Annotated in this window: 17 protein-coding genes; 10 read left to right on the top strand and 7 right to left on the bottom strand. The window is 55.0% G+C overall.

From position 1 onward, the window contains the following. The first annotated feature begins 150 nt into the window (after nt 1-150). Together FIV00_RS15365 and glnA are read left to right on the top strand one after the other, a co-directional pair. On the top strand, nt 151-489 hold the full coding sequence (locus FIV00_RS15365) for a P-II family nitrogen regulator (protein WP_152501565.1): 339 nt from the start codon (nt 151-153) through the stop codon (nt 487-489). Nucleotides 490-615: 126 nt separating this feature from the next. Further along, on the top strand, nt 616-2,025 hold the full coding sequence (gene glnA / locus FIV00_RS15360) for a type I glutamate--ammonia ligase (protein WP_152501564.1): 1,410 nt from the start codon (nt 616-618) through the stop codon (nt 2,023-2,025). Between the two features lie 67 nt (nt 2,026-2,092). Here the strand turns inward: glnA and FIV00_RS15355 are convergent, their stop codons facing one another. Continuing rightward, nucleotides 2,093-3,145: a P1 family peptidase gene (locus tag FIV00_RS15355; RefSeq protein ID WP_152501563.1), complete on the bottom strand. Its 1,053-nt coding sequence runs from the start codon at nt 3,143-3,145 to the stop codon at nt 2,093-2,095. A gap of 114 nt (nt 3,146-3,259) precedes the next feature. Then, the gene (locus tag FIV00_RS15350; protein ID WP_152501562.1) at nt 3,260-3,529 is read right to left on the bottom strand and encodes a tyrosyl-tRNA synthetase; all 270 of its coding nucleotides are present in this window, start codon (nt 3,527-3,529) and stop codon (nt 3,260-3,262) included. Between the two features lie 521 nt (nt 3,530-4,050). On the opposite strand from FIV00_RS15350, the gene tyrS reads away from it, so the two are divergent. Then, nucleotides 4,051-5,304, top strand: coding sequence for a tyrosine--tRNA ligase (gene tyrS / locus FIV00_RS15345; protein WP_152501561.1), 1,254 nt, complete (start codon nt 4,051-4,053; stop codon nt 5,302-5,304). A gap of 57 nt (nt 5,305-5,361) precedes the next feature. Here the strand turns inward: tyrS and FIV00_RS15340 are convergent, their stop codons facing one another. Then, nucleotides 5,362-8,478: an AsmA-like C-terminal domain-containing protein gene (locus tag FIV00_RS15340; protein WP_209006556.1), complete on the bottom strand. Its 3,117-nt coding sequence runs from the start codon at nt 8,476-8,478 to the stop codon at nt 5,362-5,364. Nucleotides 8,479-8,856: 378 nt separating this feature from the next. Here FIV00_RS15340 and bcp point away from each other — a divergent pair, with 378 nt between their 5' ends. From bcp to FIV00_RS15325, 3 genes are all read left to right on the top strand, one after another. Further along, nucleotides 8,857-9,324, top strand: coding sequence for a thioredoxin-dependent thiol peroxidase (gene bcp / locus FIV00_RS15335; RefSeq protein ID WP_152501560.1), 468 nt, complete (start codon nt 8,857-8,859; stop codon nt 9,322-9,324). 7 nt (nt 9,325-9,331) lie between these two features. Further along, nucleotides 9,332-10,168 carry a ferritin-like domain-containing protein gene (locus tag FIV00_RS15330; RefSeq protein ID WP_173006010.1) on the top strand — a complete coding sequence of 279 codons (837 nt, stop codon included), beginning with the start codon at nt 9,332-9,334 and terminating at the stop codon, nt 10,166-10,168. Between the two features lie 90 nt (nt 10,169-10,258). Beyond that, nucleotides 10,259-11,611 carry a M23 family metallopeptidase gene (locus FIV00_RS15325; RefSeq protein WP_152501558.1) on the top strand — a complete coding sequence of 451 codons (1,353 nt, stop codon included), beginning with the start codon at nt 10,259-10,261 and terminating at the stop codon, nt 11,609-11,611. A gap of 47 nt (nt 11,612-11,658) precedes the next feature. Here the strand turns inward: FIV00_RS15325 and prfB are convergent. From prfB to FIV00_RS15310, 3 genes are all read right to left on the bottom strand, one after another. Continuing rightward, a protein-coding gene (prfB, locus tag FIV00_RS15320) for a peptide chain release factor 2 (protein WP_152501557.1) occupies nt 11,659-12,790 on the bottom strand; the annotation gives its coding sequence in 2 pieces (ribosomal slippage) (nt 11,659-12,720 and nt 12,722-12,790; 1,131 coding nt in all). Between the two features lie 154 nt (nt 12,791-12,944). Then, on the bottom strand, nt 12,945-15,416 hold the full coding sequence (locus FIV00_RS15315; protein ID WP_209007030.1) for a penicillin-binding protein 1A: 2,472 nt from the start codon (nt 15,414-15,416) through the stop codon (nt 12,945-12,947). Nucleotides 15,417-15,604: 188 nt separating this feature from the next. Then, nucleotides 15,605-16,894 carry an N-acetylmuramoyl-L-alanine amidase gene (locus tag FIV00_RS15310; RefSeq protein WP_247649245.1) on the bottom strand — a complete coding sequence of 430 codons (1,290 nt, stop codon included), beginning with the start codon at nt 16,892-16,894 and terminating at the stop codon, nt 15,605-15,607. A 675-nt stretch (nt 16,895-17,569) separates the two neighbouring features. Between FIV00_RS15310 and FIV00_RS15305 the strand changes: the two genes are divergently transcribed. Next, a complete protein-coding gene (locus FIV00_RS15305; protein WP_152501555.1) occupies nt 17,570-20,461 on the top strand; it encodes a ribonuclease E/G in 2,892 nt (963 codons plus the stop codon). Between the two features lie 66 nt (nt 20,462-20,527). Here FIV00_RS15305 and FIV00_RS15300 read toward each other — a convergent pair whose 3' ends face one another. Further along, on the bottom strand, nt 20,528-21,691 hold the full coding sequence (locus FIV00_RS15300; protein ID WP_209006555.1) for a pyridoxal phosphate-dependent aminotransferase: 1,164 nt from the start codon (nt 21,689-21,691) through the stop codon (nt 20,528-20,530). A gap of 226 nt (nt 21,692-21,917) precedes the next feature. Between FIV00_RS15300 and FIV00_RS15295 the strand changes: the two genes are divergently transcribed. The 3 genes from FIV00_RS15295 (at nt 21,918) to accB (ending at nt 24,955) form a co-directional block, all read left to right on the top strand. Continuing rightward, on the top strand, nt 21,918-23,333 hold the full coding sequence (locus FIV00_RS15295; protein ID WP_247649244.1) for a M48 family metalloprotease: 1,416 nt from the start codon (nt 21,918-21,920) through the stop codon (nt 23,331-23,333). 62 nt (nt 23,334-23,395) lie between these two features. Continuing rightward, nucleotides 23,396-24,184 (top strand): DsbA family protein, encoded by a 789-nt coding sequence (locus FIV00_RS15290; RefSeq protein ID WP_152501553.1) that lies wholly within the window; start codon nt 23,396-23,398, stop codon nt 24,182-24,184. Nucleotides 24,185-24,472: 288 nt separating this feature from the next. After that, a complete protein-coding gene (accB, locus tag FIV00_RS15285) occupies nt 24,473-24,955 on the top strand; it encodes an acetyl-CoA carboxylase biotin carboxyl carrier protein (protein WP_152504283.1) in 483 nt (160 codons plus the stop codon). Nucleotides 24,956-24,964 lie beyond the last annotated feature (9 nt).

Here is a 24,964-nt window from a genome sequence, read left to right as displayed (position 1 = left end):
CAGGTGACCAACTTCGGTTGGCACACATCATGCTTTGTTGCGGTCAACGGTCCCTCCGGGCCCGTAGGGTCGACTTGTCTCTACGAGAACCGGACAACTAACGACCAGCCGAGCACTCACGGCCTGACAAGTGGAGAGAGACACAAGGTGATGAAAAAGATCGAAGCGATCATCAAGCCCTTCAAACTGGACGAGGTTAAGGAAGCTCTGCAGGAAGTTGGCCTTCAGGGCATCACCGTGACCGAGGCCAAGGGTTTTGGTCGCCAGAAGGGCCACACCGAACTTTATCGCGGCGCTGAGTATGTCGTGGATTTTCTCCCCAAGGTGAAAGTCGAGATCGTACTCGGCGATGACATGGTCGAGAAAGCCGTTGATGCGATCCGGTCCGCCGCGCAAACAGGTCGCATTGGTGACGGCAAGATTTTCGTGTCTAACATCGAAGAAGCTGTTCGCATCAGGACCGGTGAGTCCGGCACCGACGCGATCTAACCCACCTAATTCCGGCATTTGCCGGCTATCCGAATTCCGGTCCAGCGTCTGAAAGAGCTCTATCTGAACCTCAGCAGGGCCGGAACATTACCCAACCGTTCACATGATAATTAAGGGATGGACACTATGACCACTGCCGCTGAAGTCCTGAAGGAGATTCAGGAAAAGGACGTGAAATTCGTCGATCTGCGCTTTACCGACCCCCGTGGTAAAATGCAGCACGTCACGATGGATGTTGCTCTTGTTGATGAAGACATGTTTGCCGAAGGCGTTGCCTTCGACGGATCGTCCATTGCCGGCTGGAAAGCCATCAACGAGTCCGACATGATGCTGATCCTGGATCCGGAATCAGCTCACATCGATCCGTTCTTCGCACAGTCCACCATGGCTATCTTCTGCGACATCGTCGACCCGATCACCGGTGAAGGCTATAACCGCGACCCGCGCATGACTGCCAAAAAGGCAGAAGCATACGTCAAGTCCGGCGGTTTCGGTGACACGATCTACGTTGGTCCGGAAGCTGAATTCTTCATGTTCGACGATGTTCGTTTCAACGCTGATCCTTATAACACTGGCTTTATTCTGGACAGCACGGAACTGCCGTCCAACATGGGTTCCGAATACGAGACAGGAAACCTTGGCCACCGTCCGCGCACCAAGGGTGGCTACTTCCCGGTTCCGCCGGTTGACAGCGCGCAGGATATCCGTTCCGAAATGCTGTCCGTAATGGGCGAAATGGGTGTGCCTACTGAGAAGCATCACCACGAAGTGGCTGCAGCTCAGCACGAACTCGGCATGAAATTCGACGCTCTGACAAGCTGCGCCGACAACATGCAGGTCTACAAATACGTCGTCCATCAGGTTGCCCATGCCTACGGCAAGTCCGCCACCTTCATGCCTAAGCCGGTATTCGGCGACAACGGCACCGGCATGCACTGTCACCTGTCAATCTGGAAAGATGGCGAGCCGACATTTGCTGGCAACCAGTATGCGGATCTATCCGAAACCTGCCTCTACTTCATCGGCGGCATCCTGAAGCATGCCAAGGCACTCAACGCCTTCACCAACCCGTCCACCAACTCCTACAAGCGTCTGGTTCCGGGTTATGAGGCTCCTGTTCTCCTTGCATATTCCTCGCGCAACCGGTCTGCATCTTGCCGTATTCCGTTCACGGCGTCTCCGAAGGCCAAGCGCGTCGAAGTCCGGTTCCCGGATCCGACTGCCAACCCGTACCTGTGCTTCTCCGCGCTGCTGATGGCAGGCCTCGACGGTATCAAGAACAAGATCCATCCTGGCGATGCCATGGATAAGAACCTCTACGATCTTCCGCCGGAAGAGCTTGCAGAAATCCCGACAGTTTGCGGCTCGCTGCGTGAAGCGCTTGAAGCTGTCGATGCTGACCGTGAGTTCCTGAAAGCCGGCGGTGTGTTCGACGACGACCAGATCGACGCCTACATCGAACTGAAGATGGAAGAAGTCGAGCGTTACGAAATGACGCCGCATCCGGTCGAGTTCGACCTGTACTACTCCGTCTAATCGGATCGTAGCTTGCTACATCGAAAACCCCGGCGGCAACTCCGGGGTTTTCTGTTGGGTTCGTTCCCTAAAGCTGGTTCGACGTGTCTTGAAGCCAATCGGTCAGCGACGGCCTCTGATGCCGTTCTCTGCCTGTTGTCGAAGGCGAAGCGATCATCGCATTCAAGACGGCTTCTTGAGTAGTTTCCGCAGCGGCTCTGAAGAGGATATCGATCCGGTCTTCGTTCAAGCACCGTCGGTCGACAAAATCATTTTCTTCCTGATGAAGAACATTTTGTGCAGTGGAAAACGCCAGCGCTATATCACCACTGCCATTTCCATAAAATGCACCAAGACGGGCAAGTCCCGCCCCTGCCCGCTTCGCAATGCGTTTCAACTGTCGGCTCTCAAGTGGAACGTCGCTCGCAAGGACCACAATAACCGAGCCACGCTCTTCAGAGGTTTGTGTATCCTTGGGGTCCGGACGGCGACCATCCGGCAAGACCAGGTCGCCCGCGCGCCCGAAATTGGCAAGCACCAATGCCCCCAGCACAAAACGGCCACTATCTAGTTCGAACGTTCTGGAAGCCGATCCAATGCCGCCTTTGAAACCGAATGCACTCATGCCGGTACCTGCGCCAACACTGCCTTGCTCGACTTCAGACGACGCCGCTTCGAGAGCCGCAATTGCATCAACTTCGGCAAGAGGCATGGCTTGAATATCGTTCAGAAACCCGTCATTGCATTCCAGAACCACAGGATTGACCGTACTTGTCGTGCGACCCACCTCTGGATTTTTCAGGATTGCCTGTCGGATCAACGCGTTGACGCCAGCGCCGATGGCGAATGTATTTGTTAGGAGAATTGGCGTCTCAAGTGTCCCAAGCTCATCAACCTGAATCAGTCCGGCACTCTTTCCAAAACCATTTATTATTTCGACACCCGCATTGAGCTTTTCCTGGAAGATGTTCCCTGGATGCGGGACCAAAGCAGTGAAGCCTGTATTCACATCGCCGTTTCGCATTGTCTTGTGCCCAACGGAAACGCCGTTGACATCAGAAATCGAATTTGTGGCCCCCGGCTCCAGCGAGCCACAGAGCAGGCCAAAACGGCGTGAGGGTGAAAGTTGATGAGATGACATGGAACACCGGCCAAGATTCGCGGGTCCCGTATTTGAAGGTGAAATGACACACTTCACAATACGAAAAAGCCTCCCGGAGGAGGCAATTCGCTAGCGATTGGATCTTGAAAGATCTTAGTAGCAAACTTGACGATGACCAACGACAACGTAACGGCCATAGTAAGCATCCCAGCGTGTAATTGGACGGTAGCTGCAGCGAACCGGCGGCTGATAGCGCGGACGTGCCTGGGAGGCGATAATAGCGCCAGCAGCAAGGCCGAAGATCGCTCCGGCAGCGACGGCTCCGGCACGGTTTTTTGCATGAGCTTCGCTCGGTGTCATGGAAACGGCAGCAGTTGCGACGGTGGCAACAGTAACGGCGGCGATTGCGAACTTACGAAACATGTCAGGTCCTCTCTTTTGATCCTGGCGCAATTCGCTGCGCCGATGAGAAGAACATAGACTTGCCGCAATTGTTCGGCTGTGACTGCCATCACGTTGGGTTACTTTCATATGATTAGCCGCGGCTTTGTTACATTTTATGATGTAAATCACAAAAGAGAGGTGATTCAATATGTGGGCTATTCTTGCAGTATCCATTCAAATGCTAACCGGTCCGAATGTTTGGCCAGTAAGTGATGAAGGTACTTTCGAAACCGAGGCTGAGTGCCAGGCTGTGCTGAATGAATTGGTGCCTCGAACACTGAGCGAAGAATTGCGTATCGCCTGGGAAGAAGGTCAATTGAAGTATGTATGTCTGAAAGTTCGCCCGGTAGGACGCACTCCAAACTGAACTTTTTCGGTCAAGCTGCAACAACACCCCCTTTTCCTATGTGCTGCAATTTACAACTCCGGCAGCACGCGCTAGAGCACGTCCAACAGGGCCCTTGATGGCGCAGAAGACGACTACGGACGGACAGACAGGCATGAGCGAGTTCAAATCGGACTTTCTAAACGTTCTTTCAGAACGCGATTTTATTCACCAGATATCCGACCCAGACGGGCTCGACACACTCTGCGCCAAGGAGACCGTAACCGCTTATATCGGTTTTGATTGCACGGCACCGAGCCTTCACGCCGGATCGCTGGTGCCAATCATGATGCTCCACTGGTTTCAGAAAACCGGGCACCGTCCAATCGCCTTGATGGGCGGCGGCACAACCCGTGTCGGCGATCCATCCGGCAAGGACGAAACCCGCCGAATGCTGACGGAAGAAGACATTGAAGAAAACAAGGCTGGTATCAGGAAGGTATTCGAAAAGCTTCTGACCTTTGGAAACGGTCCGACTGATGCGCTCATGCTGGACAATGCCGATTGGCTCTTGAAACTGAACTATGTCGACTTCCTGAGGGACATCGGCAGGCATTTCTCGGTCAATCAGATGATCCAACGTGACTCGGTCCGTCTTCGACTTGAGCGTGAACAACATCTGTCCTTCCTGGAATTCAACTACATGCTCTTGCAGGGCTATGACTATCTGGAGCTTTTCCGCAGGACCGGGTGTCGGCTGCAGATGGGCGGCTCGGATCAATGGGGCAACATCCTTTCCGGAACCGACCTTGTGCGACGCCTCGGCGAGGCGGATGCCTATGCCCTGACATCCCCGTTGTTGACCACTGCCTCAGGTGCCAAAATGGGCAAGACCGCAGCTGGAGCTGTCTGGCTGAATGAGGAGCAGCTTTCCGCCTATGACTATTGGCAGTATTGGCGCAATACGGAAGATGCGGATGTCGAGCGTTTTTTGAAACTCTTCACAGTCCTGCCAATGGACGAGGTCGCAAGGCTGGCCGCACTCGAGGGTGCCGATGTCAACGAAGCCAAGAAGATCCTCGCTACAGAGGCAACAGCTCTGATCCATGGCCGTGACAAGGCAGAGCTTGCCGCAGAAACTGCACGCAAGGCCTTCGAAGAAGGTCAGTCTGCGGAGGGTTTGCCTACTGTAGAGATTTCCAAAGCTGATCTTGAAGCGGGTCTGGGGGTGTTGTCCGCATTTGTTACCGCCGGACTGTGCGCTTCTAACGGCGACGTCCGTCGCAATATCAAGGGCGGTGCGGTCAAGATCAACGACAAGGGTGAGCAAAATGACCGCCGGCAACTGTCTCTCGACGATGTCACCGACGAGGGAATTGTCAAACTGTCACTTGGTAAGAAAAAGCACGTGCTCTTGAAGCCGGTCTGAACAATAGCAAAGACCCATACAAAGGCCGGCTCATGTTGATCGGCCTTTTTTTGATGCTCAATTGGCCTGGAATTCAAACATCTTGCGAAAGATACCGGGCGCGATCGCTGAGATCGGATTGACTGACAGGACCGGATCGGAAACAGATCCGGACAGTTTGTAGGTGACGCCAATCAGCCCTTCACCGGAATTGCCACCGAGTGCAAACCCAAGCAGCGGTATTTTGGCAAAGAAATTGTTCAACGCATAAATCGGTACGAATGTCCCGGTCAGGTTGAGTGTCTGCTGATCAAGATCAACGGTGCCGCTGACCGTGCCGCCGAGCGCGGTCCCCTGCAGGGCTCCTCGGGTAATTGTCATCAAGTCGCCGTCGCGCGTGAAACTGATATCGAGTGTATCGAAACTCGCCGTTCCATCAACCTCCCGCCGATTGGTAACCGAACCGTCCGGGTTTAACCCATTTCGATCACGCTCCCGAATGCGTTTGATCGCCGGGTCTTCGGTAATTTTCAGGCTTCGAACATTGAAGTCACCGACCCAACTGTCTTCATCGGCCATGGCAACATTCACGGTGCCATTGCCGCCCTGCATACGCTCGTAAAGATCCAGGAAGCGAAGTGTTGCTCCGGTATCGGCAAAGTTTCCGTTGGCAGTCTGCGATCCGTTCTGCGGTGTCACAGAGAATTCAAAACCGGAGTTTCCGTTCATCAGTCCGCCCAGATCAGCCGACACCAATCCTTTGCTTCCGGTCTCGATCTGCCCGGCAAAGCCTGAGATACTTTGACCGTTGAAGCCTGTGACGCGATCAATCGTAGCGGAGATTCTCGCGCCATCTTCGAAGTCACCCGCTCCCTTACTTCCACCGGGACTACGAATGCTGCGAATGAGTCCACGACCGTCGAACGCAGCACCCGCAAAAATGATGTCGTACCGACCACCAGAAGCGCGCTGTATGTCGACTTCCACATCATCTCCCGGTCGCAACTGAAAAGTATCAAACGACGCAGTAACGAGGTCTCCATCTGCCGACAGGTTCATATTCCCGGTGACGTTGACACCTTCAGACGTAAGCTTGAAGTTTTCGATTTTGCGAGAAGTTTCCGTCTCCACGAGCCTGAACGAGGCGGTTGCCGGAACGCCATTGGCCTTATGCCATCCAAGTGCCAGCAAGCGCACGTCCGTAGGTTTCAGGTCGATCACAAAGTCCTGTGCGTCCTCTGCCCGGGTGACATTCAGCGTCATGGGTCCGTCCAGAAACGCTGTCAGATCAATTCCTTTGTCTTTCAATTGGGCGGCAGTGGTGGAGACGATCACGTCTTGTTTGCCGGCAACTCCGTTTTCGCCAAGGGGAACGACGAGGTCGATATCGGCCTGCAGGCCGTCCAGCTTGCCCCTCCCCGTTATCGCGACCTGCTGCTTGTTCGCATCAATTGACACATCTGCATCTGCAACGGTGTGCCCCAATATCGGGTTTTTATCGGTGAAATTCTCCAACTCGCCCGTAGCTCGCCAATCGAGATCGACAATATCGACGGGTTTTCCAAGCGGAAAAGTTGCCGTTACGTCGAGTTCGCCCTGACCGCTGACACCATCGTTTTTCAATCCGGCACGTTCAAGCACTCTAAAGGGAGCGCTATCGACAACCTCGCCCAGATCCTTGGCCTCGCCTTGCAGCTTCGTCGTAATCTGGGCAAGCTTTCCGTGTCGGAGGGGCAAGTTGAAAATATTGAAGACACCCTCTGGCAAAACAATTTCGCCGCCATCGGGGGTCGTCGCAAAGCCATCGGTTGCTGAAACAGTGAGCGTTTCGTCCTGAACGGTCAGCGTCCCCGCAAGCCCCTTTATCTCTGGAACTTCTCCAATGGGCGTGACGGACCCACCGGAAAAAGTCATGTCAAGACGCATGTCGTCGCCGGACCAACCTGGGTCCGGATCACGATGGTTGAATGCAGGTGGACGGATGGCGCCGGTATAGGAGACCTTTTCAATTTTCCCGCCGGTTATTCTGTCGATGATCCAGCGCCGCGCAGGTGGAACGAGTGTTATTGGCCAAAGCTGTTTGGCCACGGCGATTGGGATCTGCTCGCCCTCAGCGGCAAGTGCCAGATAAGGCCCCTTAGAGGTTATCTCGAGAACGGCCACGCCATGAACAACCGCCTTTCCGGAACGCGCGGTAAAGCGATCTATCGACAAAAGCCGGTCTTGCGGGTCAAAGCGCGCTCTCACCTGAACCCCATCAAGCATATGAGGCACTTCGCGAATGTCGGCCGAACCGAATTGAGGATGCTCCGCATCCAGCTTGATGCCCCATTCGCGCCCGCCACCGAGACCGGGCTCCAACGCACCGGTGAAAAAGATTCGACTATTGCCTCGAATGATATGAGATTTTGTTATTTCAATAGGTTGGCCGGACTTTTTAAACAGAAGTGATAAAGCTGCATCATCAAATGCAACCAATGTCCTTCCCATTTGAAACCAGCCATTTCGGACCCGCGCGACCGCGTTTGCTGAAAGAAACTCTCCTTCCGCATCCAATCGACTTTCAATTTTGGCCGAAGCCGGTAACCCGAAGCCCTTGCCGTATTGCGGTGTGGCATTGGGTCCAAGGAGTTCTGCGAGAGTGATACCGTTGACCACAACGCCTATGCTCTTCTCTGCTCCCCCCTCGGGGGCGCTGCGTGCAAGTTCCATCCGCCAGGTGGAAACACCACCCGATACCTTTGCAAAAGCGCGGATCGCACGGTTACTTCCCCTGAACACATTGGCGTCAATGCCTGTGAACTTTCGCTTGGTCGCCCCGGACAGTTCAACCGATGCATCCGTGACACTGACAAACTTCAGCGCTCTGCGCGCGAACTGATCATCGACAACGTCGCTAACCCGATCAACCGCCTCCATAAGAGGACCGATTTCCGGTATCTTTGCCGGACCGCCTTTCAGCTCGATTTCGACGTGCGGTTGATCGAGAATCAGGGAAGAGAAATGGACTTTGCCCGAGAACAGCGCATCCCTGTTAAGCGGCGCGGTCAGTTTGGGAAGGCGTAGTGTGACAGCCGAGGGGCCACTGATACTGGCCTCTGCACCTTCAAGGATAATGTTGATGCCGTCACGCGCGGTGAAATCAAGGCTCGCACCGTCGACGGAAAGCGTGACCGGACCACGTGTCCCTTGCATTGCCAACAGGCTTCCCAGCATAGGCACGCGAACTGGCCCAGACGCAAACACGGCGATAGTCGCCGCAACCAAGCAGACGAGAAGGAAAGCGACGAAGTAACGTAGTCGCTTCCGTTTGGGCCTGGCTTTACCCGGCTCTTTCAGCTCTGTCGCTCCGCCTTTGGTTGGCAACTCCACAAATCCATTCTAAAGCCTGTGCGTATCAGTCAGGCGATCCAGTGTTTCCTGGAACAAGATCTGGCTTGCTCCCGCGCAGCATTGAACGAGTCGCCGAGCGACCTATGATACTGCGAACTCTTTGACAAAAGCGACAGCCGCGATCCCGCGAACTGGCGGATTCGGGCATTAACGCACAAACTTTGACGGAAGGAAGGCAATATGGGTGATTTGACCATTGGCGATGCAGCACCTGACTTTGATCTGGAGAGCGATGGTGGCGGTCGGGTCTCACTAAGTTCCCTGAAAGGGAAACCCGTGGTGGTCTATTTTTATCCCAAGGACAACACACCAGGCTGCACAAAGGAGGCAATTGCCTTCTCTGAAAACATGGAAGCCTTCAAGAACCTCGGAATAACCATCATCGGAATTTCACCCGATTCCGCCAAGAAACACGACAACTTCATTGCCAAACACAACCTCGCGGTCAGACTTGGGGCCGATACCGATACACAAACAGCAGAAAGTTTTGGTGTCTGGGTGGAGAAATCCATGTATGGCAAGAAATACATGGGTGTAGAGCGAGCCACGTTTTTGATAGACGCAGAGGGAAAAATCGCTCAAATCTGGCGGAAAGTGAAAGTGCCCGGGCATGCCGAGGCCGTTCTTGAAGCAGCAGGCACACTCTAAGGTAAGCATGCCGACTACGGAAAAACCAGACATCCCTGAAAGCCTCGTAGCCGGTGCGCGTGCGATTGTCGCAGCTCAAGAGACAAGCGAAAAGGTTCGGCTCGCTTACGGCGTGTCCAAAGCCTGGTTTCAAAGAAGCCTGGCTTTGGGGTCGCTTTCAAAGGACGGTGACATGCCGGAACGGCCAGGCCGTCCGCCGAACCCAACACTCCTGGCGCCGCGCGACATGCCCAAGCGAAGCCTTACCGGCAAGGCCGGCAGACTGGCGCTCATCCATTCGCTTGCACATATCGAGTTGAATGCCGTTGATTTGACCTGGGACCTTATCGGGCGCTTTGCTTATGTACGACTACCCAGATCCTATTATGACGACTGGGTCCGTGTCGGACTGGAGGAAGCAAAGCATTTTGCAATGCTCCAAGACAGGCTGTCACGATTGGATGCCACCTACGGCGACCTGCCTGCGCACGATGGTCTCTGGCAGGCAGCGCAAGACACCGGACACGACCTGGCTGCCAGATTGGCGATCATTCCCCTTGTTCTGGAGGCCCGGGGTCTCGATATCACACCTCCAATGATCGAAAAGGCCCGTCAGATTGGTGACGAAGACACTGCGAAGTGCCTGGATATCATCTACCGGGACGAAAAGAATCACGTTGCATTTGGAGCGAAATGGTTCCGATTCTTATGCGATCGACAGGGAATCAGAGCTGAACCGGCATTCCATGCTTATGTTCGGCGACACTTCCGCGGAGCTCTGAAACCACCTTTTAACGATCGTGCGCGCTCGGAAGCTGGCCTAACCCCTGGGTTTTACAAGCCATTGGCGCCTCTTGTCGGGTAATTTCACCCCCTTTGAAGACGATTTATTAACCTTACCAAATTCTAATCACACTCAGTTCTTTTGCAGAATGCAGGCAGTGACTGAGTGACCATGCAACAGCGCCGAGAAAAGACGCGGACATACCCAAACCAAAGGGCAGCAGCCCATCATGCGCCCTTGGGGAAAAACGCCAAGACAACCACATATACGGTGCGTCCCGCTCACCTTGTCTGCGGCGCTATCGCCTGTGTAACAGCCACGCTCGCAGTGGTTGGGACAGTCGGTTACTATCTTCTGCGCAACGACATGATGGCGGAAGCAAGCGCTGAGCGCACTGAACTTGTCCTTGAGTACCAGGATCACATCGATCGCCTGCGTGCCGAAATTGAAAACCTGAACAGCCGGCAGATGGTTGATCGGGAATCGGTTGAAATTCAGGTCATGGACGTGCTGCGCAGGCAGCAGGATCTCAATCAGCGTCATGCTATTGTTGCTGATCTTGTTGCGCGGGCTGAAAATGCAGGCATCTATCTCAGCAGTGACAAACCGCTGCCGCCTCAAAAGCCCAGTCTGGACGGCCGTGGCCTTGCAGCAGCTGATACGCATGACAAATCTGCGATCGGTGGCGAAAGTGAACTGATCGATGAGCCGGTAAAGGCACTTGGTCTTCGCGACGGTACGAGCAGGAGTGTCGACCCACTCACAATCCTGCAACAACCGGTCGATGGCGCCAACGCCGAGCTGCTCGACGAAAAAAAAAACTCTGAGAAGCAAACTGCTCTCGATGCGGTGAAGGCTGACATCTCGGCGATGGATGTCGAAAGCACTGCAGCGATTGATGCGATCACGGTCGCGACTGAAGGTCGGATCAACGATATTCTCGACATCACCCGGAAGATAGCACCTTCCGTAAACACAGCGTTGCGCAAAAAGACATCCGTCGGCGGCCCATTCCTGCCCATAACCGATGAGAACTTCCCACAAAGAATAGAACGTGCCAGCAATGCCTTAGACGCGTTGCGGCGAATAAAATTCACTGCACTACGGCTCCCCGTCAAACGTCCGATTAAAAACGGGTCAGTTTCCAGCAGCTATGGACCTCGTGTCGATCCTTTCCTTGGCCGACTTGCAATGCACACCGGTACAGACTTCAAGGCACCCTATGGTTCCCGCGTCTATTCGACGGCGCCGGGAACGATCCTGAGCGCCAAATGGCAAGGTGGATACGGCAAAATGGTGGAGATCCGACACGCTAACGGGTTCGTGACCCGTTATGCGCATCTCAGCCGCATTCGCGTCTCTGAGGGCGATCATGTGCTGGCGGGCGACCTGATTGGAAATATCGGTTCTACAGGTCGATCAACAGGCCCTCATCTGCACTATGAGATTCGCCGCAATGAAAAGCCCAACAATCCGGCCTCGTTCCTGGCTGCAGGCGAAAAATTGACGGCACTGTCGCTCTAAGCAAAACGGGGCCACTGGGGCCCCGACTGTTTCAATAGTTTTCGGGACTATTCGACGTCCTCGACCTCAACCGGTTCTCCTCCGAAGACTCGCTGCGCCAACGCCGCTTCCATAAAGCAGTCAAGGTCTCCATCCAGGACATCACCCGGTGAAGTGCTTTCAACACCGGTGCGAAGATCCTTCACAAGCTGATAGGGTTGAAGCACGTAGGATCTGATCTGGTGACCCCAACCAATGTCGGTCTTGGACGCAGCTTCAGCGCTGGCAGCTTCCTCGCGTTTTTTCAGCTCTGCCTCATAGAGGCGCGCCTTAAGCATGCCCCAAGCCGTTGCCCGGTTCTTGTGCTGTGAACGCTCTGACTGGCATTGAACGACAATTCCGGTCGGCTGGTGCGTAATGCGCACGGCTGAATCCGTTGTGTTGACATGCTGTCCGCCTGCACCGGAAGCCCGGTAGGTGTCGATACGGCAATCGCTTTCGTTAACGTCAATTTCGATGGAATCATCGATCACCGGATAGACCCAAGCGCTCGAAAAGCTTGTGTGCCGACGCGCGTTGCTGTCATAGGGCGAGATTCGAACCAGCCGGTGAACACCAGATTCCGTCTTCATCCAACCGTAGGCATTCTCTCCCTTGATGAGGAGTGTCGCGGATTTGATGCCGGCTTCTTCACCATCATGGTATTCAAGTATTTCTACCTTGAAACCGTGTTTTTCAGCCCAACGTCTGTACATCCTGAGCAACATGGACGCCCAGTCCTGGCTTTCCGTGCCACCTGCCCCGGAATTGATCTCCAGATAGGTATCGTTGGCATCGGCTTCACCGGACAGCAATGATTGCAGCTGCAGCTCGTTGACCTTGTCTTTCAGGCCACGAAGCGCCTCTTCGGCATCTTCAACAACAGACTTGTCGTCTTCCATCTCGCCGAGTTCGATGAACTCGACATTGTCGGCCAAGTCCTGCTCTAGTCCCTTGACACCGTTGATGCCGTCGTCGAGCTGCTGCCGTTCCCGCATGAGCTTCTGAGCCCGGCTCGGTTCGTTCCACAGCTCTGGATCTTCGGAAAGAGCGTTCAGTTCCTCCAGGCGGACAAGTGCATTGTCCCAGTCAAAGATGCCTCCTCAGCAGGCTTATGGCCTGCTTGATTTCATCGACGATCGCTTCCATTTCGGCGCGCATCGGGTACCTCGCGTCAATTTATGTGAAGCGGCCCGGTCTCGACGAGGAGACACGGGCCGGGAATTGGAGCGGGACATTACCTGTGAGACCAGCTGCTGTAAACCGGGCTGACTGGTCTCCATTGTCCCATCGCGACCAAAGGAGCTTTGGTCAGTTAGTAGAGGCCGCCTGTGCCGCCTGCAACCGCGTCGAGCGCCTCTTGTGAAACATTGGCCGGGACCCCCATGGAGTCCTGGAAATCGATCACGGAGAAGCTGTCGTTTGGCGCCATGCCCGGTTTGAAGGCTTCCAGAATCGCTCCAGGTGTTCCTGCAGCTGCGCTCAGTCCGGTCCTGCGATTGATAGCAATCAACTGCAGGCCCTTGGGCACTCTGAATTCCACTGGCGGTTTGTCGGCAAGCGCCTTTTTGACGAAGTCCGTGAAGATCGGCGCAGAAACCTGACCACCGGTCGCGCCACGGCCCATCGGTTTCGGATTGTCAAAGCCTACAAAGACGCCGACTGCGAGGTCAGGCGTGAAGCCCATGAACCAGGCATCTTTTTCGTCGTTTGTGGTGCCCGTTTTTCCGGCAACAGGGCGACCGACAGCACGTACGGAGGTTGCTGTACCCCGCTGAACGACGCCTTCCATCATGGACGTTATCTGGAAGGCCGTCATCGGGTCCAGAACCTGCTCACGATTGTCTATAAGAGACGGCTCTCCCTGTCCTTCCCAGTTGTCCTGGGTACAGCCATCACAGATCCGGCTGTCATGTTTATAGATGGTACGACCGTACCGGTCCTGAATCCGGTCGATCAGGGTTGGACGCACTTTCCGGCCACCATTTGCAATCGTTGCGTAGGCCGTGGTCAGACGCAGCACGGTGGTTTCACCGGCGCCAAGTGACATCGACAGAACGGGAAGCATGTTGTCATAGATGCCGAAACGCTTGGCGTATTCAGCAACGAGGGGCATACCCATATCTTGCGCCAAACGCACGGTCATGACGTTTCTGGACAGTTCAATACCCGTACGCAATGTAGATGGGCCGTAGAATTTTCCGCCATAGTTTTGAGGCCGCCATGTGCCGAGCCCCGGTCCCTGACTGATTTCCAGAGGCGCGTCCATGATCACGGACGACGGCGTGTAGCCATTGTCGAGCGCAGCAGCGTAAAGGAACGGCTTGAACGAGGATCCAGGCTGGCGGTAGGCCTGTGTCGCCCTGTTAAATTCACTTTGTGCGAAACTGAACCCGCCAACCATCGCGAGAACACGGCCCGTATACGGGTCCATGGCCACAAGCGCGCCGGAGACCTTGGGGATCTGACGAAGTTCAAAGGTTCCCGGCGCAACCGGGCTTTCCTGCACGTAGACGACATCTCCAGGTGTCAGCACATCCGAAACAGCGGACGGCGCACGACCGGAGACCCGTGCCCATTTCATTGTATCAAGGAAAAGCTGTCCGATTTGGCGTTCTTCATCAAGACTGCCGCTTACCAACCGTTTCGGCTGAACGCCGACACGCGCTTCGTCGCCGCCGGCCTCCAATACGACAGCCAGCTGCCATTCCGGGATGTCGCTCAAGGGTTCCACTTTGGCCAGGTCGACGCCCCAATCAGCGCCAAGGTCAATCTTGTCGACCGGGCCACCCCAACTGCCGCGTTTGCGGTCAAAGTCGATCAGGCCATCCATGAGGGATTTGCGCGCCATTTTCTGAAGTTCGGGATCCAAAGTGGATCTGACCGAAAGCCCGCCTTCATAAAGACGCTTGTCCCCGAAAATTTCGGCGACTTCACGCCGGACTTCTTCGGTGAAATACTCGGCGGCAAACAGGAAAGACCCGCGTTCGCGAGGCTTGACGACGATCGATTTCTTCTTGGCCTCTTCGCCTTCCGCTGTCGAAATATAGCCATCAGCCATCATACGATCGAGCACATAATTACGACGGGCGATGGCCGCTTCGGTTTTGCGATACGGATGATAGTTGCTGGGCCCCTTCGGAAGCGCGGCCATATATGCGATCTCTTCCAAATTGAGCTCGTGCACGGATTTGTCGAAATAGATCAATGAAGCGGCAGCTACGCCATAGGCTCCAAACCCGAAATAGATTTCGTTGAGATAGAGCTCGAGAATCTCGTCCTTGGTAAAGGCCTGTTCGATGCGCAGCGAAAGGATTGCTTCCTTGACTTTGCGCTCGTAGGCAGCTGAGCGGCGGCGGCGTTCTTCGCTGACCAGGTCTGACAACAGAAAGTTCTTCGCGACCTGCTGCGTGATGGTGGAGGCCCCTTCCGGGCGCCGCCCAGAACCGTAGTTTTGAACGAAGCGCACACCGGCACGGGCTATGCCCTCAGGGTCAACACCGATGTGAGAATAGAAATTCTTGTCTTCCGCGGCGATAAAAGCCTGTTTCACACGGTCTGGAATGGCCTGGATCGGCAAGAACATGCGGCGCTGCGTGGCGTATTCAGCCATGAGACTACCGTCCGCTGCGTGAACGCGAGTCATCACCGGCGGCTCGTAGTTCTGCAACGCCGTATAGTCGGGCAGATCTTCCGAGAGTGTCTCCAGGTACATCCAGACACCTGCCGCTATCAACAGCGCAAATACTGCGCCGATCCCGAAAAGATAGCCAAAAAACTTCACCAAGAATTTCATACTGCGGGCTCGTCTTTCCCCGTCATTAACGCGTCAGGCTTTTTAACACGGAAACATTAATACAGCACCCTTTGGCGCCGATTGTCACAAACACTTGTCAGCCTTCCTCGTGCACCAATATGGCGATGCTGAGGCAATCGCCTGACAAGACCTTCAATTTTCGAGACAATTCAGGCCTTTTACTGAGATGGCGTCACGTGTTGCCGGGCCAATCTCGGCCGGAAAAAACCGTGAATTGCCTCGCTCATTGCGCCGGCCATGCGCTCACGCCACTCTTCGGAAATCAGGAGCTTTTCGTCATGTTCGTTCGAGAGATAGCCCAGCTCCACCAGAACTGACGGCACATCATGCGCTTTCAACACCCGAAAACCCGCAGATCTGTGCGGGTTGTTGATCAATCGAACAGCGCTTTTGAGCTCGCTCACAAGCGTTCTGGCGAAATAGACCGAAAAAGACCTGGTCTCGCGCCGAGCCAGATCCAGCAGGATATCGGTCACCTCGGTCGGCTCCTCCTGCAATTCCACCCCCGCGATCACGTCGGACATGTTTTCAATTTCTGCCAGATCCTCTGCAAGTTGGTCAGATGCCTTGTCAGAAAGTGTGTAAACCGTCGCTCCCCGCGCGTATTTCCGGCCTCTCCTGACCGAATCAGCGTGAATGGAAATGAACAGGTCCGCTTCGAGGTCGTGTCCGATCTGAACCCTCTTTGCCAGCGGAATAAACGTATCTTCCTCGCGCGTCATGTGCACAGTGTAAAGACCGCTCTCATCCAGTTTTGCCTTAAGAAGTTTGGCGAAATCCAAAACGATGGCCTTCTCCAGCGTACCGGCAACGCCCGTGGCACCGGTGTCGATGCCACCGTGGCCCGGGTCCAGAACAATGAGAGGTTTGTCGCTGTCCTTTGCGGCCGCCAATCGGTCGGTCTTGGTATCTGTTTTCTTGTCGGCCGTGGACCGGTTTGGGCGAGAAGCTTCTACGAATGTCGAGAAATCTTCGGCTGACGCGCTAACCAGATCCACGACAAGTCGTGCCGGTTGGTCGTCAATTGCGGGTAAGAAGAAGGTCTTGTCCACACTCACCGGGCCGGTCAGGTCCAACACAATCCGGGATTTGCCGACAGCGAACAAGCCGAATCGCCAATCGGATACGAGACCTCGACCACTCTCTCCGGCATCCTCGGGTACCTTGAAGACAACCTCAGGGAGATCGATGATCAGTCGATAAGGATTGCGCAAACCGGAAATTGTCGGCGTCACCTGCTGGTCCATGTCCAGAACGATTCGCGTTCTAGCGTCATCGCCTGCCACTCTGGCGCCCAAAACAGTTGGTTTTTCGGCTTCCGCGTGTGCTGGCATCAATAGCGCACTGAAACCAAACAGCAAAAGACAGAAAACAAAGCCAGCGAGCGTCAGCAGCTGACCCATGGCGTTCGGCATGATGCCAACCAGTGGTTTTGTCCAGTGTTTCACTTCAATTATTCCGGCCATTTTGCTTGCAATTTGCCTGCACACGGGCCCCAGCCAGCCCTGTCATACGCGATCCGAAGCTCAAGGAAAATGCCTTATGCATTTCACATTGCTTGCAAAGCGAAGCAGCGGATCGTAAAAGTACCTTACGGATTTCGGTTCAAGACCGATACCTTCCCTGGTGACGAACAAGGGTATCTATCCACAACGTCATCACCCGCCAGGACATGGAAATGGCAGAACAGAGGCCGTTCTACCAGTCAAAAGTTCCACTTGGCAGTTTGCGGATAAGGTATTGGCACATCTTTGAAACCGCCCCGCCTCGCAATGTGATGCCCATAACCAATGGCAGATTTTCCGGCGAGGCCGCGGCGGCTCTTCTAGACGAACACAGTCCGGAACCGGTGCAGACAGAGCGTTCACGCCAAGCTGTAAACCGGAAAAGGTACAACGACTTAACTAAAGGGCTTGCGTTGCCCCGAAGGACCCGCGCGATGCACATGGAGAACAACATACAGCAAGGCCCCGCATTTGCGGCCGCTTGTGTTGATGACCCGACCGCGCCGGGCGCAAACGCCCTTTCTCATCTTATCAAAACAAATACGGCAGCCATCCTCCTTTCGGGCGATGCGCGTTTTGCACACGCGCCCATGAGCGCTGCCGTGGAGAAGTTTCATAATGGCAAACAAAATGCTGATCGACGCGGGCCACCCGGAAGAGACCCGGGTCGTCGTCGTGCGTGGCAATCGGGTTGAAGAATTCGACTTTGAAGCGGCAAACAGAAAGCAGCTTCGCGGGAATATTTACTTAGCAAAGGTTACAAGGGTCGAACCCTCGCTTCAGGCGGCCTTCGTGGAATATGGCGGAAACCGTCATGGTTTCCTCGCTTTCAGTGAAATTCACCCGGACTACTACCAAATTCCCGTTGCGGACCGTGAGGCGTTGCTTGCAGCCGAGGCTGCCGAGCGCCAGCGCGATGACGCAGAAAACGAAGAAAAGCCAAAACGCCGGCGCAAATCCCGCGCAGCCAAGAACGAGGCGAGCGAGACGGTCGCCAGTGAAAAGGTGGAAGCCGAAGCCGAAGGTGCTGCTGAAGGCCCGCTGAGCGCAGCGGAAGACGGCGAACCGGTTGAAGAGAGTGTGAGCCAGTCTCCTGAGGGAGACGAAGAGCTGACGGCTGATGCCTCCGGACAGGAAGAAAATTCGGACGAAGCATCTGCAACAGATGGAAGCGAAACAGCTTCTGAGGAAATTTCGGCCAAGGCACCGCAGGAAGTGACTGACGGCGACGCAGCTGAAAGTGAAGCTTCCGAGGCAGGTACTGCAGAGGACGACGCTGAGGAAACCGACGAAGACGTTTCCGACGAAGTGGAAACGGACGAAGAAGAAGACAAAAGACCGGCTCGCGCCAGAAGCCGCCGCGGTCGCCGTCGCCGCAATGACGACGATGATGATGCCGATTCGGAAGAAGACGCAGTTGAATCCGTTGGCGCTGAAGATGCCATGGAAGAGGTCCCTGAGCGGTCTGTTCCGGTACGCAAACAGTACAAGATCCAGGAAGTCATCAAGCGCCGCCAGATCATACTGGTTCAGGTCGTCAAGGAGGAGCGCGGCAACAAAGGCGCGGCCCTGACCACTTACCTGTCTTTGGCAGGCCGCTATTCGGTTCTCATGCCCAACACGGCACGTGGTGGCGGCATCTCTCGCAAGATCACACAGCCAACCGACCGCAAGCGCCTGAAAAAGATTGCGTCTGAACTCGATGTGCCGGAAGGCATGGGTGTCATCTTGCGCACGGCTGGCGCGAGCAGAACCAAGGCTGAGATCAAGCGCGACTTTGAATATCTCATGCGGCTTTGGGAAAATGTTCGAGAGCTGACGCTGAAGTCTAGTGCGCCGAGTCTCGTCTACGAGGAAGGCAGTCTCGTAAAACGCTCAATTCGCGATCTATACAACAAGGACATAAACGAAGTCCTTGTCTCGGGTGACGAGGGTTACCGGGAAGCCAAGGATTTCATGCGCATGCTCATGCCGAGCCATGCAAAGAATGTTCAGCCATATCGCGACCCCTCACCGCTTTTCATCCGTTACGGCGTGGAACCGCAACTTGACGCGATGTTCTCACCACAGGTCACGCTGAAATCGGGGGGGTACATCGTCATCAACCAGACCGAAGCTCTGGTATCCATCGATGTGAACTCAGGCAAGTCCACGCGCGAACATAATATCGAAGACACGGCTCTCCAGACCAACCTGGAAGCCGCTGAAGAGGTAACTCGCCAGCTCAGGCTCAGGGATCTCGCCGGTCTGGTGGTTATCGACTTCATCGATATGGAGGAGTCGAAGAACAACCGTGCCGTTGAACGCAAGCTGAAAGATTGTTTGAAGAACGATCGGGCGCGCATCCAAGTTGGGCGCATCTCGCATTTCGGTCTGCTGGAAATGTCCCGTCAACGGATCCGGACGGGTGTTCTGGAAAGTTCGACAACGCCCTGCCCGCATTGTCAGGGTACCGGTATGATCCGGTCCGTGGAATCGGTTGCCCTTCACGTTCTTAGGTCCATCGAGGACAACCTTCTCAAGGGTGCGTCACACAACCTGATCATTCGCACGACCACGCAGGTCGCGCTCTATATTTTGAACCAGAAACGCTCCAACCTCTTTGATTTGGAGACCCGGTTCGGGGTCGAAATAGAGGTGCACGCTGACGACATGGTCAATGGGCAACTCTACGTGCTTGAGCGTGGGGCACCGGTTGACAGGGATCGAATTCCAGCGCCGGCACCTATCGTTCAGCCCGATACCGTCGAGATCATCGACGAGACGACGGAACAGCCGGTCGTTGAAGAACAGGCCCAGGACGAAGACGGCGACGGCCGTCGTCGCAGACGCCGGCGCAAGCGCCGCAGAGGCGGTTCCGATCAGCAGTCTGACGAAAACGAAGTTCGCCAAACCTCGGGAGAAGGTGACGAGCAAACTGAAGACGATGATGCGTCTCAGGAGGCACGATCCGAAGACGGTGACGGTGATGATGAGCCACGTCGCAAACGCCGTCGCGGTCGTCGCGGGGGACGCAGAGGTCGCCGCAACGGCGACGATGTGCGCGCCGATGGCGAAGAAGATGAGAGCACGGAAGCTCAGAACATCGCGAACGGCGAAGCGCAGGACGGGTTTGACGCTCAGGAAGGCTCAGAGACGGAAGAAGCCTCTGAGGACGTCGCTGAGGTCGCAAGCAGCGATGACAGCGATGCAACGCCCGCAGAAGTGGCTGAAACCGATACGGTGGTCGAGGCAACTGAAGAAAGCGTTGCCGAAGTAACAGAAGACACACCGGAAGCCGATGGTGCTGTTGCAGCCGAAGCGGTCGAAACACTCATCTCGGAAGAGACAATCGTGGTGGAAACACCAACCTCCGAGCAGCCTGTTGCTGCTGATGCACCTGAAGAGGACGCAGAAGTGAAACCCTCAGCTCCCGCTGAGCCGGTGGTCACAAGCGAAACGTCGCAGGAGGAAAAGGAAGACAAACCAAAGCGCGTCGGCTGGTGGCAGCGTGGAAGATCGTTCTTCTGATCCTAAATCATAGAAACAGTTATTAGGCGGCCAATTTGGCCGCCTTTTCTTTGTGCGCACTTGGGACTAACCGAGAAAACCTGAAAGCCTTTCCAGAGCAGATTTCATGTCCTCATGGGCACCTGCAAAAGAAAACCGCAGAAATTCGTGCCCGTGGACGGGGTCGAAATCGACACCGGGTGTCGCTGCGACCCCTGCTTCATGGAGGATACGCTTGGCAAATTCGAGACTGTTTGAACTGAAACGGCTTATGTCGGCGTAGATGTAAAATGCGCCGTCGACTGGCAACAGTTTATCGAAACCGATCGCAGGCAGTCCCTCCAGCAACAAGGTCCGATTGGCTGCATAACTTGCCTTGACTGCTTCAAGCTCCTGAACCGCACCAAGTGCGGATGTTGCCGCGATCTGGGAGAGTTCTGGTGGAGAAATATAAAGGCTTTGTGCAATGCGTTCGGTCGGTCGAACGAGTTGCTCCGGCAAGACCATCCAGCCGATCCGCCAACCTGTCATACAATAGTATTTTGAAAAGCTATTGATAATTATAACCTTTTTCGACGTTTGCAGAGCGGTTTTCTGCTCACCGGCATAGTCGAGGCCATGGTAGATCTCATCGGAGATGAACCAAATCCCCTCATCGTCACAGTAATGGATGAGGGTGTCGAGCGCTTCAGCACTCATCATGGTGCCCGTTGGATTGGCGGGGCTGGCGACCAGAACACCTCTGATGGGACCTTCGCGCCTGGCCGCTTCCAGATGCTCAGGCGTCAGGCACCAACGGGTATCTGAACCGACCTCCACTTCGACGGGGATCAATCCGAGCGCCTTCAAGATATTCCGATAAGCCGGGTATCCCGGTGCGGTCAGTACAATACGGTCCCCTGGATCGAACGCTGCCAGGAATGCCAGATTGAAACCAGCGGAAGAACCGGTAGTCGCCATGATACGCTCCGCCGGTACATTCACCCCATAAGTGTGTCTGTAGTGGTCAGAGAGCGCAGTCCTCAACGGCTTGATGCCGAGCGCTTCGGTATAACCGAGGCGGCCATGCTTCAACGCCTCTGTAGCTGCTGAAAGTGCAGCTTTAGGCGCTGGTGCGGAAGGTTGACCAACTTCCATATGAACGATTGATCGCCCCTGGGCTTCCAGTTTGGCTGCCTCGGACAGAACGTCCATGGCGATAAACGGGGCAACCTCACTTCGCTTGGAAGGCGAAAAAACTGGTGTGTTCATAGGGGTAGCGTTTCCGGTCCTGCTTCGAAGGCAACCGGTATCGCGGATTTTATGAAGTGATGCAACGCATCCATCGGAATTGGCGCGGCAGACAGTCACAATCCTTACTTATTTGTCATTCGGCTTTTCTTGACCCTGACGCGACACCTCCATACCTTCGCCACACAAATATGTGCGTGGAATGGGTGTGCTGCCCCAAGACACATCAAAGAGCGAGAAGACCTTCGTGCCCGTTCAAGCTTTGTCGACGTTGAAGTCCGGTAGTCGATTGATGAAAAAAGCCGTTGCCATCGCCTGCTCGGCTTCAATCTTTTTGCCGATGGCTATTGTCCCCGCACAGGCACAACGCGGAAAACTGCCGCTGGTTCGTGATGCAGAAGTGGAAGCGCTTTTGAAGGACTATGCAAAGCCTATCTACAAGGTGGCTGGCATTTCCAATTCAGAACCACAGATCATTCTCGTCAACGACAAGAGTTTCAACGCCTTCGTTCCCGATTCCCGGCGCATGTTCATCAATATCGGCGTCATCATGGAAGCAGAAGCGCCAGGCGAAGTTATCGGCGTTATAGCGCATGAAACAGGTCACATCGCCGGCCGACATCTCGTCCGACTGAGATCCGCAGCCGCGAACGCCCAAATCGTTTCCGTGATCGGCATGATACTGGGCGCTGGAGCAGCCGCTGCCGGCGCGGCAGCCGGATCAGGGGATGCTGCTTCAGGAGGTGCTGCAGCTGCTCTTGGAGCTGGCTCAGTCGGCAGACGAACGTTGCTGAGCTATCAACGCGGTGAAGAAGCTGCGGCCGACAGAGCTGCACTCAGATACCTCAACGCAACAGGACAGAGCGCCCGCGGCATGTTGAAAACCTTTCAACGCATGTCGGAACAGCAAATGTTCTCAAGGAAATTTGCCGACCCATATGCGCAGAGCCATCCTATGGCGCAAGAGCGTTTCAACGGCCTTTTGAACGAGGCTCAAAAATCCAAGTACTTCAACCAGCCGGAAGATTATGTGTTGCAGTACAGGCATGACCAGGCGCGTGCCAAACTCTATGCCTTTACCAGTCACCCATCGGCAACGCTCAGGGCTTACCCCAGAAGCGACAAAAGCCCGGCTGCACAATACGCCAGAGCGATTGCGGCCATGAAAAGCCGCGGCAAAGGTGCTGTCAAAGAGATCGATGCCTTGATCCGCACACAACCCAACAATCCCTATTATTACGAATTGAAGGGACAGGCTCTTCTGGAGGGCGGCGACCCCAAGCGCGCCATTGCACCGTTCCGAAAAGCGCTTTCCTTCAAACCCAACGAACCACAGTTTCTCGTTTGGCTTGGCTACGCGCTTGTCGGTGCAAATGAGCAGTCCTATCTGCCTGAGGCCGAGAAGATTTTGAAACGAGCCATTCAAATGGACGAAAACTCAGGCATTGCCTACAGCCAGCTTGCCATTGCGCATGGCCGTCAGGGCGAACGCGCTGAGGCAGATTTGGCCACCGCAAAGGGGTTGATGGTTCGCGGAGACTTCGAGGCAGCCAAGCGCTATGCGGCGCGTGCTCAAAAAAGTTTGAAGCGCGGATCGCCGGCATGGCTTCAAGCGGACGATATTGTAGCGTACAAGACACCCAAACTACCGCGAAACCGCTGACCTGTGACACGCAAGGCGGAGAGACCGGCCAAGATCCGGATCTACCGTCAAAGGAGCCCTGAATGACCCAAGTATTCCAATTCTCCCGGCGCCTGTGCCCGCCTGTGCTGCTGAGGATCTTTTCCGCAAGCGCGCTGTGTCTTGCACTTGTCGCAGGGTCGGCGACAGCTCAGGACATTGACCGCGGCGAGATTGAAAAGATCGTCCGCGAATATATCTTGCAGAACCCGGAGATCATCGCGGAAGCGCTGACCGAATTGGATCGACGTGAACGGGAAGCTGCAGAGACTGCACGCTTGCAGGCCCTCAATGACAGCGCCGACATTCTGTTCAATTCCACTCGTCAGGTTGTCATGGGCAATCCAGAAGGTTCGGTGACGCTGGTCGAATTCTTCGATTACAATTGCGGCTACTGCAAGCGCGCATATGGCGACATGATGAAATTGATCGAGGGCGACCCGGACCTGAAGGTCGTGTTGAAGGAATTCCCCGTTCTCGGTCAGGGGTCCGTTGAAGCAGCGCAGGTTGCAGTCGCGGTCAATTCCGTTGCCCCGGGCAAATATGCTGAATTCCACGAATCCCTGCTTCTTAGCCGTGGTCAGGCAAATCGGGCAAGCGCACTCAAGGCTGCTCTGGAAACCGGCATCGAGGAAGACAAGCTGCTCGCAGCCATGGAAACCGACGAAGCCGGGCTGACAATTGAAGAAGTCTATACAATCGCCAATCGCCTGGGCCTTACCGGAACACCCTCTTATGTTGTCGGCAACGAGGTCGTAATGGGCGCTGTTGGATATGATCAATTGCGCAACAAACTGGACGCGATGAAGAACTGTGGTCAGACGACCTGCTAAAAAACCTTCATCCGACACGACTTTTCCTCGATTTCGATGATCCGTCGGGGTTTTCCTGTTACTATTGAATGCCTATAAGGGTCGTAATCCGCTTTCTGAACGGAAGTGGGATACGACCTCAAATGCTTTGATAATGCGGGGCTAATTGCACAGAACGAACCGGAGTTGACGGAATTCAAATCCCCGAAAACCGGCAAGATCGAGCCAGCCACCAGCCAAGGTGGAGCTGACAGCGGCCGGTATATGTTTGTGCCAATTGCGGACCGAGTACGAGAGCCAAACCACATGATGCGTAACGATAACAAGAAATTCGACACTGCCCTGATCCGGGATCTCGCAGTTTTACTCGACGAGACCAATCTTTCCGAGATCGAGCTGGAACAGGGCGACACCCGCATTCGCGTCGCCCGTCAAATGTCAATCAACGCCCCGATCAACATGGCTGCCGCTCCTGCTGTTGCACCTGTCGCCGCAGCAGCACCAGCCGCAGCGCCGGCTACAGCTTCCGCGCCAGCTGCTGATACGACAGCCAGTGCCGGTTCAACGGTAACATCTCCAATGGTCGGAACAGCTTATCTGTCTCCAGAACCGGGAGCTGCCGCATTTATTCAGGTCGGCGACAAGGTGACAGAGGGTCAAACGATCCTGATCATCGAAGCCATGAAGACCATGAACCACATTCCCTCCACCAAAACCGGTGTCGTCAAGGAAATCCTTGTGGAAGATGCTCAGCCGGTGGAATTCGGCGAACCGCTCATTATCGTCGAATAAGGAGCCTCT

This window comes from Labrenzia sp. THAF82, assembly GCF_009363435.1.
Taxonomy (GTDB): Bacteria; Pseudomonadota; Alphaproteobacteria; order Rhizobiales; family Stappiaceae; genus Roseibium; species Roseibium porphyridii.
Note: the sequence above shows the minus strand (reverse complement) of the source record. Positions and strands in the feature narration are given on the sequence as shown.